Annotated in this window: 15 protein-coding genes; all 15 read right to left on the reverse strand. The window is 63.5% G+C overall.

All coding sequences use genetic code 11. The features are described from left to right. Positions 1-3 precede the first annotated feature (3 nt). The 15 genes from CCOS865_RS18050 to fliL all read right to left on the reverse strand — a co-directional run bounded on the left by CCOS865_RS18050 (position 4) and on the right by fliL (position 14,255). Positions 4-2,211 (reverse strand): chemotaxis protein CheA, encoded by a 2,208-nt coding sequence (locus CCOS865_RS18050; protein ID WP_119143298.1) that lies wholly within the window; start codon positions 2,209-2,211, stop codon positions 4-6. A gap of 12 nt (positions 2,212-2,223) precedes the next feature. After that, the gene (locus tag CCOS865_RS18055) at positions 2,224-3,012 is read right to left on the reverse strand and encodes a protein phosphatase CheZ (RefSeq protein WP_119143300.1); all 789 of its coding nucleotides are present in this window, start codon (positions 3,010-3,012) and stop codon (positions 2,224-2,226) included. Positions 3,013-3,030: 18 nt separating this feature from the next. Next, positions 3,031-3,405, reverse strand: coding sequence for a chemotaxis response regulator CheY (locus CCOS865_RS18060; RefSeq protein WP_208644549.1), 375 nt, complete (start codon positions 3,403-3,405; stop codon positions 3,031-3,033). A gap of 103 nt (positions 3,406-3,508) precedes the next feature. Next, on the reverse strand, positions 3,509-4,249 hold the full coding sequence (fliA, locus tag CCOS865_RS18065) for an RNA polymerase sigma factor FliA (RefSeq protein WP_119143317.1): 741 nt from the start codon (positions 4,247-4,249) through the stop codon (positions 3,509-3,511). After that, positions 4,246-5,079, reverse strand: a complete 834-nt coding sequence (fleN, locus tag CCOS865_RS18070) for a flagellar synthesis regulator FleN (RefSeq protein WP_119143319.1) — start codon at positions 5,077-5,079, stop codon at positions 4,246-4,248. The genes fliA and fleN overlap by 4 nt, the downstream gene beginning before the upstream one ends. A gap of 92 nt (positions 5,080-5,171) precedes the next feature. Next, positions 5,172-6,482, reverse strand: a complete 1,311-nt coding sequence (flhF, locus tag CCOS865_RS18075) for a flagellar biosynthesis GTPase FlhF (protein ID WP_119143321.1) — start codon at positions 6,480-6,482, stop codon at positions 5,172-5,174. Between the two features lie 11 nt (positions 6,483-6,493). Beyond that, positions 6,494-8,623: a flagellar biosynthesis protein FlhA gene (flhA, locus tag CCOS865_RS18080; RefSeq protein ID WP_119143322.1), complete on the reverse strand. Its 2,130-nt coding sequence runs from the start codon at positions 8,621-8,623 to the stop codon at positions 6,494-6,496. A 215-nt stretch (positions 8,624-8,838) separates the two neighbouring features. Beyond that, positions 8,839-9,984 carry a flagellar biosynthesis protein FlhB gene (gene flhB, locus CCOS865_RS18085; RefSeq protein WP_119143324.1) on the reverse strand — a complete coding sequence of 382 codons (1,146 nt, stop codon included), beginning with the start codon at positions 9,982-9,984 and terminating at the stop codon, positions 8,839-8,841. Positions 9,985-9,986: 2 nt separating this feature from the next. Beyond that, a complete protein-coding gene (gene fliR, locus CCOS865_RS18090) occupies positions 9,987-10,763 on the reverse strand; it encodes a flagellar biosynthetic protein FliR (RefSeq protein ID WP_119143326.1) in 777 nt (258 codons plus the stop codon). Positions 10,764-10,770: 7 nt separating this feature from the next. Continuing rightward, on the reverse strand, positions 10,771-11,040 hold the full coding sequence (fliQ, locus tag CCOS865_RS18095) for a flagellar biosynthesis protein FliQ (protein WP_119143328.1): 270 nt from the start codon (positions 11,038-11,040) through the stop codon (positions 10,771-10,773). Positions 11,041-11,062: 22 nt separating this feature from the next. Next, the gene (gene fliP / locus CCOS865_RS18100) at positions 11,063-11,818 is read right to left on the reverse strand and encodes a flagellar type III secretion system pore protein FliP (protein ID WP_119143329.1); all 756 of its coding nucleotides are present in this window, start codon (positions 11,816-11,818) and stop codon (positions 11,063-11,065) included. Further along, complete coding sequence (gene fliO, locus CCOS865_RS18105; RefSeq protein ID WP_119143331.1) at positions 11,818-12,273, reverse strand: flagellar biosynthetic protein FliO; 456 nt, start codon at positions 12,271-12,273, stop codon at positions 11,818-11,820. Before fliO ends, fliP begins: the two co-directional genes overlap by 1 nt. After that, on the reverse strand, positions 12,274-12,732 hold the full coding sequence (gene fliN / locus CCOS865_RS18110; RefSeq protein WP_119143333.1) for a flagellar motor switch protein FliN: 459 nt from the start codon (positions 12,730-12,732) through the stop codon (positions 12,274-12,276). Positions 12,733-12,779: 47 nt separating this feature from the next. Continuing rightward, entirely contained in the window at positions 12,780-13,748 is a 969-nt protein-coding gene (gene fliM / locus CCOS865_RS18115; protein ID WP_119143335.1) for a flagellar motor switch protein FliM, read from the reverse strand. 9 nt (positions 13,749-13,757) lie between these two features. Then, complete coding sequence (gene fliL, locus CCOS865_RS18120) at positions 13,758-14,255, reverse strand: flagellar basal body-associated protein FliL (protein WP_119143337.1); 498 nt, start codon at positions 14,253-14,255, stop codon at positions 13,758-13,760. Positions 14,256-14,469: the final 214 nt, after the last annotated feature.

Below are 14,469 nucleotides of genomic sequence, written 5' to 3' on the forward strand. Positions count from 1 at the left end.
AAATCAATAACGCTTGGCCGCGTAGCGCTTGAGCATGCTCGGCACGTCGAGGATCAGCGCGATACGGCCGTCGCCGGTGATGGTGGCGCCAGACATGCCCGGCGTGCCCTGGAGCATCTTGCCCAGCGGCTTGATCACCACCTCTTCCTGGCCGACCAGCTGATCGACGACGAAGCCGATGCGCTGGGTGCCGACCGAAAGGATCACCACATGGCCCTCACGCTGCTCCTCGTGCACCTGGTCCTGGACCAGCCAGCGCTTGAGGTAGAACAGCGGCAAGGCCTTGTCGCGGACGATCACCACTTCCTGGCCGTCGACCACGTTGGTGCGCGACAGGTCGAGGTGGAAGATCTCGTTGACGTTGACCAGCGGGAAGGCGAACGCCTGGTTGGCGAGCATGACCATCAGGGTCGGCATGATCGCCAGGGTCAACGGCACCTTGATGACGATCTTCGAACCCTGGCCCTTGGCCGAGTAGATGTTGATCGAGCCGTTGAGCTGGGAGATCTTGGTTTTCACCACGTCCATGCCGACACCGCGGCCAGACACGTCGGAGATCTCGGTCTTGGTCGAGAAGCCGGGGGCGAAGATCAGGTTGTAGCAGTCCGATTCGCTCAGGCGCTCGGCCGCGTCCTTGTCCATCAGGCCCTTTTCCACGGCCTTGGCGCGCAGGACGTTGGGGTCCATGCCCTTGCCGTCGTCAGAGATCGACAAGAGGATGTGGTCGCCTTCCTGCTCGGCCGACAACACCACCTTGCCGGTGCGCGCCTTGCCGGAGGCCTCGCGCTCTTCGGGCATCTCGACGCCATGGTCGACGGCGTTGCGCACCAAGTGCACCAACGGGTCGGCCAGGGCCTCGACGAGGTTCTTGTCGAGGTCGGTTTCTTCACCGACCAGCTCCAGGTTGATTTCCTTCTTGAGCTGGCGCGCCAGGTCACGAACCAGCCGCGGGAAGCGCCCGAAGACCTTCTTGATCGGCTGCATGCGGGTCTTCATGACCGCGGTCTGCAGGTCGGCGGTGACTACGTCGAGGTTCGACACGGCCTTGGACATGGCCTCGTCACCGCTGTTCAGGCCCAGGCGCACCAGGCGGTTACGCACCAGCACCAGCTCGCCGACCATGTTCATGATCTCGTCCAGCCGCGCGGTATCGACGCGCACGGTGGTTTCCGCTTCGCTGGCGTGTTTTTCCGGCGCGGGCGCTGGAGCACGGGCAGGCGCAGCCGGCCGGGCAGCGACCGCAGGGGCGGCGCTGGGGCCGGGTGCAGGCTTGGCCACCGGGCTGGCTTCAGCCTTGGCGGCAACGGCCGCTACGGCTGGCGCTTCGACGGTCGCCGCGTCGGCAGAGAACTTGCCCTTGCCGTGCAACTCGTCGAGCAACGCTTCGAATTCATGCTCGCTGATTTCATCCGTGCTGGCAGCGGCTACTGCACTCGCCACAGGGGCGGCGGCAGGGGCCGGCAGCGCATCGGCGGCAAAGGTGCCCTTGCCATGCAGCTGATCGAGCAGCGCTTCGAATTCGTCGTCGGTGATCTCGTCGCTGGCCACGGCCGCAACCGGCGCCTCGGCGGTGGCTGGCGCCGCGTCGGGGGAAAACTGGCCTTTGCCATGCAACTGATCGAGCAGCGACTCGAACTCGGCGTCGGTGATCTCGTCACCCTCGCCTGCCACCGCCTGGGCCGCTGGCTGCTCGGCAGCCTCGGCCTGGGCCTTGACCGCGTCGAGCGAGTCGAGCAGCTGTTCGAATTCGGTGTCGGTGATGTCCGCTTCGGCGGCCGCCAGCGGCGCCTCTTCGATCACCGGCGCAACCGGCGCGGCGCTGCCCGGCTCAGCCAGGCGCGACAAGGCCGCGAGCAACTCCGGCGTCGCCGGGGTCACTTCAGTGCGCTCACGGACCTGGCCGAACATGCTGTTGACCGTGTCCAGTGCTTCGAGGACCACGTCCATCAGTTCGGCGTCGACCCGGCGCTCACCTTTACGCAGGATGTCGAAGACGTTCTCCGCGATATGGCAGCACTCCACCAGCTCATTGAGCTGGAGGAAGCCGGCGCCCCCTTTTACAGTGTGAAAACCGCGAAAAATGGCGTTGAGCAGGTCCGCATCATCAGGTCGGCTTTCCAGCTCGACCAGTTGTTCGGACAATAGCTCAAGAATTTCGCCGGCTTCTACCAGGAAATCCTGAAGGATTTCTTCATCGGCGCCGAAGCTCATTAAACGTGCTCCCTAAAAACCCAGGCTGGACAGCAGATCGTCGACATCGTCCTGACCGGACACGACGTCTTCACGCTTATCGGCATGAATCTGCGGACCTTCACCCCGAGTCGGATGTTTTTCTTGATCTTTTTCAGCACGCAGCTGCTGGTGGTCATGTTCGATACCGGCAAAACGGTCGACCTGACTGGCCATCAGCACGAGCTTGAGCAGATTGCTTTCTACTTCGGTGACCAACGCGGTGACCCGTTTGATCACCTGGCCGGTCAGGTCTTGGTAGTCCTGAGCCAGCAGAATGTCATTGAGATGACCGGAGACCTTGCGGTTGCCTTCAGCGCTGTGCGTCAGGAAACTGTCGACCCGCTTGACCAGGTCGCGGAATTCCGGCGCTGCCACTTCGCGGCGCATGAAGCGCTGCCAGTCGGTGCTCAGGGCCTGCGCCTCCGCGGCCAGGTCGTTGAGCACGGGCGTACCGGCCTCGACCAGGTCCATGGTGCGGTTGGCCGCGCCCTCGGTCAGCTTGACCACATAGGACAGCCGTTCGGTGGCATCGGTGATCTGCGAGACTTCCTCGGCCTGCGGCATCGCCGGGTCGATCTGGAAGCTGACAATGGCACTGTGCAGCTCGCGGGTCAGCTTGCCGACTTCCTGGTACAGGCCGCGGTCGCGCGTCTGGTTGAGCTGATGAATCAGCTGCACCGCGTCGCCAAACTGGCCGCGCTCGAGGCTCTCGACCAGTTCCTGGGCATGCTTCTTCAGGGTCGACTCGAACTCACCCTGCGATGTGTTGTTAGACTCCATGGTGCCCCCCGGCGTGACTCAAGCGTTCACGCGTTCGAAGATCTTTTCGATCTTCTCTTTGAGCACCTGGGCAGTGAAAGGCTTGACCACGTAGCCGTTGACCCCGGCCTGGGCCGCTTCGATGATCTGCTCGCGCTTGGCCTCGGCGGTCACCATCAGCACCGGCAGGTGCTTGAGGCGCTCGTCGGCACGGACCTTGCGCAGCAGGTCGATACCGGACATGCCCGGCATGTTCCAGTCCGTCACCAGGAAGTCGAAGTGGCCGCTTTCGAGCATCGGCAATGCCGTGGTGCCGTCATCGGCTTCCGAGGTATTGGTGAAGCCCAGATCGCGCAACAGGTTCTTGATGATCCGCCGCATCGTCGAGAAGTCGTCAACGATGAGGATTTTCATGTCTTTGTTCAATTAGACCTCCAAGCAGTCTTAAACGCGCTCGGCCCCGAGCGCGCATTCAATCAATTCGGTACAACGTCAAACGACTGCAGCGAACCTGGGTTCAACGCGCTCGCCATTCGCCCAGACGGCTGCGCAGACGCGCTGCGCACTGGCTGTGCAACTGGCTGACACGCGATTCGCTGACCCCCAGTACCTCACCGATTTCCTTGAGGTTCAGCTCTTCGTCGTAGTACAGCGCCAGCACCAGGCGCTCGCGTTCCGGCAGGTTGGCGATGGCGTCGGTCAGGGCGGCCTGGAAGCGCTCGTCTTCCAGGTCGCGCGACGGCTCGACCTGGCCGCTGGCGCCGTCCTCGTGCAGCCCTTCGTGTTCGCCGTCCTGCAACAGGTCGTCGAAACTGAACAGGCGGCTGCCCAGGGTATCGTTCAGAATCCCGTAATAATCATCGAGACCCAATTGGAGTTCGGCAGCAACCTCGTGATCTTTAGCGTCGCGACCGGTTCTTGCTTCAACGGCGCGCATCGCGTCGCTGACCATACGGGTATTGCGGTGCACCGAACGCGGTGCCCAATCGCCCTTGCGCACCTCGTCGAGCATGGCGCCGCGGATACGAATACCGGCGTAGGTCTCGAAACTGGCGCCCTTGCTGGCGTCGTATTTATTGGCCACTTCGAGCAGGCCGATCATCCCGGCCTGGATCAGGTCCTCGACCTGCACGTTGGCCGGCAGGCGCGCCAGCAAGTGGTAGGCGATGCGCTTGACCAGCGGCGCGTAGCGTTCTACCAGCTCGTACTGGGCGTCCTTGGAGGCCTTGCTGTACATCTTGAAGCCGCTGGCACTCATAGCACGGGTCCCGCACTGGTGGGCTGCACCAGGCGCTCGACGAAGAACTCCAGGTGCCCGCGCGGGTTGGCCGGCAACGGCCAGCTGTCGACCTTCTGGGCGATGGCCTTGAACGCCAACGCACACTTGGACCGAGGGAAGGCCTCGTACACCGCACGCTGCTTCTGCACCGCCTTGCGCACGCACTCGTCGTACGGTACGGCGCCGACGTATTGTAGGGCGACGTCGAGGAAGCGGTCCGTGACCTTGGTCAACTTGGCAAACAGGTTGCGCCCTTCCTGCGGGCTCTGGGCCATGTTCGCCAGCACGCGGAATCGATTCATCCCGTAGTCGCGGTTGAGCAGTTTGATCAGTGCGTAGGCGTCGGTGATCGAGGTCGGCTCGTCGCACACCACCAGCAGCACTTCCTGGGCGGCGCGCACAAAGCTCACCACCGAGTCACCGATGCCGGCGGCGGTGTCGATCACCAGCACGTCGAGGTTGTCGCCAATTTCACTGAAGGCCTGGATCAGGCCGGCGTGTTGCGCCGGCTGCAGGTGGACCATGGTCTGCGTGCCGGAGGCCGCCGGGACGATGCGCACACCGCCCGGCCCCTGCAACAGCACGTCGCGCAGCTCGCAGCGGCCTTCGATGACGTCAGCCAGGGTGCGCTTGGGCGTCAGGCCCAGCAGCACGTCGACATTGGCCAGGCCCAGGTCGGCGTCCAGCAACATGACCCGGCGGCCCAGCTCGGCCAACGCCAGAGACAGGTTTACCGAAACGTTAGTTTTGCCGACGCCACCTTTGCCACCGGTCACGGCGATCACCTGTACGGGATGCATGCTACCCATATTCGTTCTTTACCTTGTCTCGCTTGGACCGAGGCCACATGTGGGGCTGTGCTCAAAGCCCTTGATGTAGGTACTGTGCATTACGTTCATCCTCAACCCGCGCGCTTGCCAGAGTTGTGGTAGAGATCAGCGAACATGTCGGCCATGGCCTCCTCGCTGGGGTCTTCCTGCATTTGCACACTGACCGCGCGGCTGACCAACTGGTGCTTGCGCGGCAGGTGCAGGTCGTCAGGAATGCGCGGGCCATCGGTGAGATAAGCCACGGGCAGTTCATGACTGATGGCCAGGCTCAGCACTTCGCCGAGACAAGCCGTTTCATCAAGTTTAGTCAGGATGCAACCGGCCAGGCCGCAGCGCTTGTAGCTGTGGTAGGCGGCGGTCAGCACCTGTTTCTGGCTGGTGGTGGCCAGTACCAGATAATTCTTCGAGGCAATCCCGCGACCGGCGAGGGTCTCGAGTTGCATGCGCAGGGCCGGGTCGCTGGCCTGCAGGCCAGCGGTGTCGATCAGTACCACGCGCTTGCGCAGCAACGGCTCGAGGGCCTGGGCCAACGACTCGCCCGGGTCGACGTAGGTGACCGAGACATTGAGGATCCGGCCCAGGGTCTTGAGTTGCTCCTGGGCGCCGATGCGAAAGCTGTCCATGCTCACCAGGGCCAGGTTGCTGGCGCCATACTTGAGCACGTAGCGCGCTGCCAGCTTGGCCAGGGTGGTGGTCTTGCCCATGCCGGCCGGGCCGACCATGGCGATCACACCGCCCTCCTCGATCGGCTCGATTTCCGGTACGTCGATCATCCGCGCCAGGTGCGCAAGGATCATCCGCCAGGCGTGGCGTGGCTCGTCGATTTCCCCGACCAGGTCGAGCAGCTCGCGCGCCAACGGACCGGACAGGCCGACGCGTTGCAGGCGGCGCCAGAGGTTGGCTTGCAGCGGCTTGCTGCCCTGCAGCTGGTTCCAGGCCAGCGAACCGAGCTGCACTTCGAGCAGCTCGCGCAGCCCCGACAGCTCCGAGCGCATGGCATCGAACAGGCGCGGGTCGACCGGCGCCGCAGCCGGCGCGGCAGGCACCGGCGGCACCTCGAGGTGCGGTTCGATCAGCGGCTCGGAGGCGGTCAGCGACAGCCCGGCAAACAATTGGCGGTTGCCTTCGTCGGTATCGTTGCGGCTGCTCAGTTCGGCCTGGGCGGTGGCGATGCGCGAGTGGGTCTTGCGCAGCTCGTCTTCAAGCTCGGCATTCGGCACGCGCGGGGCCAGTGCGGACAGTTTGTAGTCCAGCGCGGCGGTCAGCTCGACACCGCCAGCAATGCGCCGGTTGCCGATGATCGCGGCATCGGCGCCCAGCTCATCGCGGACCAGCTTCATGGCCTGACGCATATCGGCGGCGAAAAATCGCTTAACTTGCATAACCCACTACCTCAGCCGTTCGGGCCCACGGTGGCAACGATGGTGACTTGCTTGTTGTCAGGTATTTCCTGATACGCCAAAACATGCAAATTCGGTACAGCCAGGCGGCCGAATCGCGACAGCATTGCCCGGATCGGGCCCGCTACCAGAAGGATAGCTGGCTGACCTTGCATCTCCTGACGCTGGGCCGCTTCGATAAGCGAACGCTGTAGCTTCTCGGCCATGCTCGGCTCCAGGAGAACACCATCTTCCTGACCTTGCCCGGCCCTTTGCAGACTATTGAGCAAAATCTGTTCCAACCTTGGTTCCAAGGTGATCACAGGCAGCTCGGACTCAACGCCGACAATGCTTTGGACGATAGCGCGACACAATCCGACGCGCACTGCCGCCACCAGCGCGGCGGTATCTTGACTCTTGCCGGCATTGTTTGCGATCGCTTCGGCGATGCTGCGAATGTCACGCACCGGCACCTGCTCCGAGAGCAGTGCCTGCAAGACCTTGAGCAGGCCCGACAAGGAAATGACACCCGGCACCAGCTCTTCGGCGAGCTTGGGCGAGGTCTTGGCCAGCACCTGGAGCAATTGCTGGACTTCTTCGTGGCCGATCAGCTCGTGGCAGTGCTTCTGCAGGATCTGGTTGAGGTGCGTCGCCACCACGGTACTGGCATCGACCACGGTATAGCCCAGCGACTGCGCCTGGGCGCGCTGGCCGACGTCGATCCACACTGCTTCCAGGCCAAATGCCGGGTCGCGCGCGGCGATACCATTGAGGGTACCGAACACCTGACCGGGGTTGATCGCGAGCTCGCGGTCCGGGTAGATCTCCGCCTCGGCCAGGATCACCCCCATCAGCGTCAGCCGATAGGCACTGGGCTGCAGGTCGAGGTTATCGCGAATGTGCACGGTGGGCATGAGGAAACCCAGGTCCTGGGAGAGCTTCTTGCGCACCCCCTTGATCCGCGCCAGCAACTGGCCGCCCTGGTTGCGGTCGACCAGCGGAATCAGCCGGTAACCGACCTCCAGGCCGATCATGTCGATCGGCGTGACGTCATCCCAGCCCAGCTCTTTGGTTTCCATGGCGCGTTGTGGCGACGGCAGCAGGTCCTGCTGACGCTGGACCTCCTCGACCGCCTTGACCTGGGCCGCCTGCTGCTTGCGCCAGACCAGGTAGGCGGCGCCGGCGGCCACCACGCCCAAGCTGATGAAGGCCACGTGCGGCATGCCGGGGACAATGCCCATGACGATCATGATACCGGCCGACACCGCCAGAGCTTTCGGCGAATCGAACATCTGCCGGTTGATCAGCTTGCCCATGTCCTCGGAGCCCGAGGCACGGGTGACCATGATGGCGGCCGCGGTCGACAGCAGCAGCGATGGCAGCTGCGCCACCAAACCGTCACCGATGGTCAGCAGGGCGTAGACCTTGCCGGCCTCGCTGAAGGGCATGCCGTGCGACAGGATGCCGATCAGGATGCCGCCGATCAGGTTGATGAAGAGGATCAACAGGCCGGCGATGGCGTCACCGCGGACGAATTTGCTGGCACCGTCCATCGAACCGTAGAACTCGGCTTCCTGAGCCACCTCGGCGCGCCGCGACTTGGCCTGCGCCTGATCGATCAGGCCGGCATTGAGGTCGGCGTCGATGGCCATCTGCTTGCCGGGCATGGCGTCGAGGGTGAAGCGCGCGCTGACCTCGGAGATCCGCCCGGCGCCCTTGGTGACCACCACGAAGTTGATGATCATGAGGATGGCGAACACCACGGCACCGACCACGTAGTTGCCACCGATCACCACCTCGCCAAAGGCCTGGATCACCTTGCCCGCCGACTCGTGGCCTTCGTGGCCGTGCAGCAGCACCACCCGCGTCGACGCGACGTTCAGCGCCAGGCGCAGCAGCGTCGCCACCAGCAGGATGGTCGGGAATGCGGCGAAGTCGAGCGGGCGCAGGGCGTACACGCAGACCAGCAGGACCACGATCGACAGGGCGATGTTGAAGGTGAAGAACACGTCGAGCAGGAACGGCGGGATCGGCAACATCATCATTGCCAACATCACCAGCAGCAACAGCGGCACACCCAGGTTGCCCCGGCTAAGGCCGGCCAGGTTGTTGCGGGCGTTGCTGATTAACTGAGTGCGATCCACCGAGAGTCCTCTTCAAGCAAAAACTTTGACGCCTTCAGGGCGCCTGGCGCTGTCTTTGCAAGAAGCTGTCCAACTTTGCTTTTGTGCTGTCTGTGCCGACCTCTTCGCGGGGCAAGCCCGCTCCCACAGGATATCTGCAGGTTCGAAGGTCGACGGTGAACCTGCGGGAGCGGGCTTGCCCCGCGAAGAGGCCGGCATAGACAGCCGAGAATTCCTCAGCTGTCGCGGCGCAGGTCTGGCGGGATCGGCAAATCGTCTTTGAGCGGATCTGGTCGCTTGCCCTTGCCCGCCCGGTGCTGGCGGATCTGGAACACGTAGGCCAGCACCTGAGCCACCGCCAGGTACAGCCCCGCAGGGATCTCCTGCTCGAGCTCGGTGGAGTAATAGATCGCCCGCGCCAGCTCCGGCGACTGGAGGATCTGCACCTTGTGCTCGGCGCCGATCTCGCGAATCTTCAGCGCGATGAAATCGGTACCCTTGGCCAGCAGCAGCGGCGCCGCGCCGGCGCCTTTTTCAGGGTCGTACTTCAAGGCCACCGCGTAATGCGTCGGGTTGGTGATGATCACGTCCGCCTCGGGGATCGCCGCCATCATGCGGCGCTGGGAAATCTCCCGCTGCAACTGACGGATACGTTGCTTGACCTCAGGCTTGCCATCGGAATCCTTGTGCTCGTCGCGCACTTCCTGCTTGGTCATCTTCAGCTTCTTGTGCGTCTGCCACAGCTGGAACGGCACATCCAGCGCGGCGATCAGCAGCAGGCCCGCCGACATCCACAGGGCGCTCCAGCCGACCACCACGGCGCTGTGGATGATCGCCTGCTCCAGAGGCTCATTGGCGATCGCCAGCAACGCCTCACGGTCCTTGGACAGCACGATCAGGCCCACCACCAAGATCATGATGAATTTCGCCAGCGCCTTGAGCAGCTCGGTCAGGGCATTGAGCGAAAACATCCGCTTGATCCCGGATAACGGGTTCATCCGACTGAATTTTGGCTGCAACAGGCTGCCGGAGAAGATGAACCCCCCCAGCGCGATCGGCGCCACGAACGACACCACGAACAACAGGATCAGCACCGGCTGGGTCGCCCACAGCGCCATCTTGCCCGAGGCCAGCAGGAACGCGCTCATCGAGCCCTCGTTGACCAGCACCTCGCGCGACAGGCTGAAGTTCATCCGCATGATGTCCATCAGCGACTGCGCCAGGTGCCCGCCAAACGCCAACAGCGCACCGGCCCCACCCAGCGTCACCGCCACGGTGTTGAGCTCTTTGGAGCGGGCGATTTCACCTTTTTCGCGCGAGTCCTTCACGCGCTTGTCGGTGGGTTCCTCTGTCTTGTCCTGACCGCTTTCGCTCTCTGCCATGCTCAGCGCGCCTGTGCCAGGTCACGTAGCCACTGCAAGGCTTCGGTGACCAATGCCTGATAGTGGGAATGAACGTCGGCGAGGCCGACCCAGAACATCCAGATGCCCAGCACCAGGGTCAACGGGAAGCCGATCGAGAAGATGTTCAGGCTCGGCGCGGCACGGGTCATCACGCCAAAGGCGATATTCACCACCAGCAACGCGGCCACCACCGGCAGGATCAGCAACAGCCCGGCACCGAACACCCAACTCATGCGCGCGACCATTTCCCAGTAGTGGCTGACCAGCAGCGCGCTGCCCACCGGCAAGGTGGTGAAGCTTTCAGTGAGGATCTCGAACGCCACCAGATGGCCGTTCATGAGCAGGAACAGAATACTCACCAGCATGGTCATGAACTGGCTGACAACGGCGACGTTGACGCCATTGGCCGGGTCGACCATCGACGCGAAGGCCATGCCCATCTGCACCGCGACGATCTGCCCGGCAATCACGAACACCTGGAACAGCAACTGCAAGGAAAACCCGAACAGCGCACCGATGATGATCTGCTCGCCGCACAGCATCAGGCCGCGCAGGCTCAGCGGGTCGAACTCCGGCAGCGGCGGCAGCGCCGGCACGATCACCACGGTGATCGCCAGCGCGGCGTACAGGCGCACCCGAGCCGGCAGCATCTTGGTGCCGAAGATCGGCATGGTCATCAGCAGCGCCGTGACGCGGAACATCGGCAGCATGAAGGTGGCCACCCAGGTGCCAATCTGCGCGTCGGTCAGCTCGAGCATGGCTGGCTCACCCGATCAACTGCGGGATGCTGTTGTACAGATTGAGGAAGTATTCCATGAACTTGGTCACCAGCCACGGCCCGACGACGATCAGGGTCACCAGCATCACCAGCAGGCGCGGCAGGAAGCTCAAGGTCTGTTCGTTGATCTGCGTGGCCGCCTGGAACATCGCCACCACCAGGCCAACCAGCAGGCTCGGCACCACCAGCACGGCGACCATCAGGGCGGTCAGCCAGAGCGCGTCACGGAACAGGTCAACGGCCACTTCAGGGGTCATGCAAGGCTCTCCATTGGCGGCGTCAGAGGCCGCCGAAACTGCCGGCCAGGGTGCCCATGATCAGCGCCCAGCCGTCGACCAGGACGAACAGCATGATCTTGAACGGCAAGGAAATGATCAGCGGCGACAGCATCATCATACCCATCGCCATCAGCACGCTGGCGACCACCATGTCGATGATCAGGAACGGGATGAAGATCATGAAGCCGATCTGGAACGCGGTCTTCAGCTCCGAGGTCACGAACGCCGGCACGATGATGGTCAGCGGCGCCTGGTCGGGGCTGGCGATGTCGGTGCGCTTGGACAGACGCATGAACATGTCCAGGTCGCTTTGCCGGGTCTGCGCCAGCATGAAGTCCTTGAGCGGCCCCTGGGCCTTGTCGATGGCCTGCTGGGCGGTCATCTGCTCGCTCAGGTACGGCTGCAGGGCGTCCTGGTTCACCTTGTCGAACACCGGCGCCATGATGAACAGGGTCAGGAACAGCGCCATGCCGGTCAGCACCTGGTTGGACGGCGTCTGTTGCAGGCCCAGTGCCTGACGCAGGATCGAGAAGACGATGATGATGCGGGTAAAGCTGGTCATGAGGATGACGAACGCTGGAATGAAGCTCAGCGCGGTCATGATCATCAGGATCTGCAGGCTGACCGAATACTCCTGCTGCCCGTCCGCACCACTGGACAGGGTAATCGCCGGAATCGACAGTGGGTCGGCGGCCAGGGCCAATGGCGCAGCCAGCAGCAGCGCCAGGGTCAACAGTAAGCGCAGGGCGCCGGTCATCACGTCTTGTCCTTCTGATCCTTGCCCATCAGCTCCATCAGCCGCTGGGCGAATTCCGGCGCGGCCGGGCGGGCGCCGCTCGGCACCTCGACCGGCTCCGCCAGCACATGCAGGGCCTCGATGCTGCCCGGGCTGTGCCCGATCAGGATCTGCTCCTTGCCCACCTGCACCAGCAACAAGCGGTCACGTGGGCCGATCGCGCGGCTGCCGACGATCTCGATCACTTGCCCGCCGCGCGGCGCAGCGCCCTGCGCGCGACGCAGCAGCCAGGCGAGGAAAAAGATCAGCCCGACCACCAGCAGCAAGCCCAGGACCATCTGCGTCAGTTGCCCACCCAGGCTGCCCGGCGGCGTGCTGACGCCAGCAACCGGCGCAGCGCCGACCTGGGCAGCACTCACCGCCGCACTGGCCAGCAGCGCGACGGCGGCCGTCACGGCACGTGTCAGCGGCTTCACTCAGCGCAGCTTCTTGATGCGTTCGCTCGGGCTGATCACGTCGGTCAGGCGAATGCCGAACTTCTCGTTGACCACCACCACCTCGCCATGCGCGATCAGGGTGCCGTTGACCAGCACGTCGAGCGGCTCGCCGGCCAGGCGGTCGAGCTCGATCACCGAGCCCTGGTTGAGCTGCAGCAGGTTGCGGATGTTGATTTCGGTGCTGCCGACTTCCATCGAGATGCTCACCGGGATGTCGAGGATGACGTCCAGGTTCGGCCCTTCGAGGCTGACATGCTCGTTGGGCTTGGGCGAGCTGGCGAACTCTTCCAGCGGCAGGCGGCCGTTCGAACCGCCATCGCCGGCCAGCAGCGCGTCGATATCGGACTGCCCGGCGTCGCCGGTTTCTTCCAGGGCCGCGGCCCACTCGTCGGCCAGGGCCTGATCCTCTGCAGAGGTAATCTCGTTTTCGTTAGCCATAAAGTCCTCGACAGGCATTCAATTCGGGGGTTGCGACCGGCGCGCCGTCAGCGGCGCTCGATCGGATCGATGATCTGCAGCGACAGGTTGCCCTTGTGCGAGCCCAGCCGCGCCTTGAACGACGGTACGCCGTTGGCGCGCACCACCAGGTGCTCTGGCAACTCCACGGGGATCACGTCGCCTGGCTGCATGTGGAGGACGTCACGCAGCTTCAGCTGGCGACGGGCCACGGTGGCCGTGAGCGGCACGCTGACGTCCAGCACGTCTTCGCGCAGGGCCTTGACCCAACGCTCGTCCTGGTCGTCCAGGTCGGACTGGAAACCGGCATCGAGCATCTCGCGCACCGGCTCGATCATCGAGTACGGCATGGTCACGTGCAGGTCGCCGCCACCGCCGTCCAGCTCGATGTGGAAGGTCGACACCACCACGGCCTCGCTCGGCCCGACAATGTTGGCCATGGCCGGGTTGACCTCGGAGTTTATGTACTCGAAGTTGACCGGCATGATCGCCTGCCAGGCTTCCTTGAGGTCGACGAAGCACTGGTCCAGCACCATGCGCACCACACGCAGCTCGGTGGGGGTGAACTCACGCCCTTCGATCTTGGCGTGACGGCCATCGCCACCAAAGAAGTTGTCCACCAGCTTGAACACCAGCTTGGCGTCGAGGATGAACAGCGAGGTACCGCGCAGCGGCTTGATCTTGACCAGGTTGAGGCTGGTCGGCACGTACAGCGAATGCACGTACTCGCCGAACTTCATCACCTGCACGCCACCGACCGCGACATCGGCGGAGCGGCGCAGCAGGTTGAACATGCTGATCCGGGTGTAGCGCGCAAAGCGCTCGTTGATCATCTCCAGGGTCGGCATGCGTCCACGGACGATGCGGTCCTGACTGGTCAGGTCATAGCTCTTGATGCTGCCAGGCTCGGCAGCGTTCTCGGTCTGTACCAGCCCATCGTCGACGCCATGCAACAGGGCGTCGATCTCATCCTGGGACAGCAGGTCCTGTACGGCCATTGCGGACTCCTACTGCAATACGAAATTGGTGAACAGCAACTGATCGATGACCGGCTTGCCGACTTCCTTCTGCGCCACTTCCTGGACCACCACGGTGGCCTTCTGGCGCAGCATTTCCTGCCCGACCGAGCTGCTCGCCAAGGTGTCGAAACCTTGCCCGGAGAACATCATCACCAGGTTGTTGCGGATCACCGGCATGTGCACCTTGAGCGCATCGAGGTCGGCCTGGCTGCGGCCCTGCAGGGTAATGCTCACCTGCATGTAGCGCTGGCGGCCATTCTGGTTGAAGTTGACCACGAAGGCCGGCGTCAGCGGCTCGTAGAGCGCTGCCGGCTTGACGTTGGCCAGGGCTGGATCCACTGCCGGAGCCGCCTCACCCTTGTGCATGATGAACCAGGTCGCGCCCACCGACAGGCCGATGGCCAGCAGCAAGGCCACGACCAGCAGCAGGATCAGCTTGAGTTTGCCTTTTGCGGCGGGGTCTTTCACTGCGTCGCTCTTCGCCATGCCAATAATCCGTCGTCCAGCTGAGTTTCAAAGGAGGATGACGTGGCTTGAGCAAGTGTTATGCCAGAAAGGCTGAAGGACAAAAATCGCGGACCCACATCAATGCCGGTCAGTTAAGAAATTTATCGCCTGAGCTGACGCCTTCGCGGGGCAAGCCCGCTCCCACAGGGTTCTGGGAAAGCCCCAGAACCCTGGCTTTACAAAGATCCTGTGG

The organism is Pseudomonas reidholzensis, from assembly GCF_900536025.1.
GTDB lineage: Bacteria > Pseudomonadota > Gammaproteobacteria > Pseudomonadales > Pseudomonadaceae > Aquipseudomonas > Aquipseudomonas reidholzensis.

What these genes read in the sequence shown, in the direction of transcription:
- CCOS865_RS18050 (WP_119143298.1), bottom strand. Translation starts at nt 2,211, where the DNA reads ATGAGCTTCGGCGCCGATGAAGAAATCCTTCAGGATTTCCTGGTAGAA.
- CCOS865_RS18055 (WP_119143300.1), bottom strand. Translation starts at nt 3,012, where the DNA reads ATGGAGTCTAACAACACATCGCAGGGTGAGTTCGAGTCGACCCTGAAG.
- CCOS865_RS18060 (WP_208644549.1), bottom strand. Translation starts at nt 3,405, where the DNA reads ATGAAAATCCTCATCGTTGACGACTTCTCGACGATGCGGCGGATCATC.
- fliA (WP_119143317.1), bottom strand. Translation starts at nt 4,249, where the DNA reads ATGAGTGCCAGCGGCTTCAAGATGTACAGCAAGGCCTCCAAGGACGCC.
- fleN (WP_119143319.1), bottom strand. Translation starts at nt 5,079, where the DNA reads ATGGGTAGCATGCATCCCGTACAGGTGATCGCCGTGACCGGTGGCAAA.
- flhF (WP_119143321.1), bottom strand. Translation starts at nt 6,482, where the DNA reads ATGCAAGTTAAGCGATTTTTCGCCGCCGATATGCGTCAGGCCATGAAG.
- flhB (WP_119143324.1), bottom strand. Translation starts at nt 9,984, where the DNA reads ATGGCAGAGAGCGAAAGCGGTCAGGACAAGACAGAGGAACCCACCGAC.
- fliR (WP_119143326.1), bottom strand. Translation starts at nt 10,763, where the DNA reads ATGCTCGAGCTGACCGACGCGCAGATTGGCACCTGGGTGGCCACCTTC.
- fliQ (WP_119143328.1), bottom strand. Translation starts at nt 11,040, where the DNA reads ATGACCCCTGAAGTGGCCGTTGACCTGTTCCGTGACGCGCTCTGGCTG.
- fliP (WP_119143329.1), bottom strand. Translation starts at nt 11,818, where the DNA reads ATGACCGGCGCCCTGCGCTTACTGTTGACCCTGGCGCTGCTGCTGGCT.
- fliN (WP_119143333.1), bottom strand. Translation starts at nt 12,732, where the DNA reads ATGGCTAACGAAAACGAGATTACCTCTGCAGAGGATCAGGCCCTGGCC.
- fliM (WP_119143335.1), bottom strand. Translation starts at nt 13,748, where the DNA reads ATGGCCGTACAGGACCTGCTGTCCCAGGATGAGATCGACGCCCTGTTG.
- fliL (WP_119143337.1), bottom strand. Translation starts at nt 14,255, where the DNA reads ATGGCGAAGAGCGACGCAGTGAAAGACCCCGCCGCAAAAGGCAAACTC.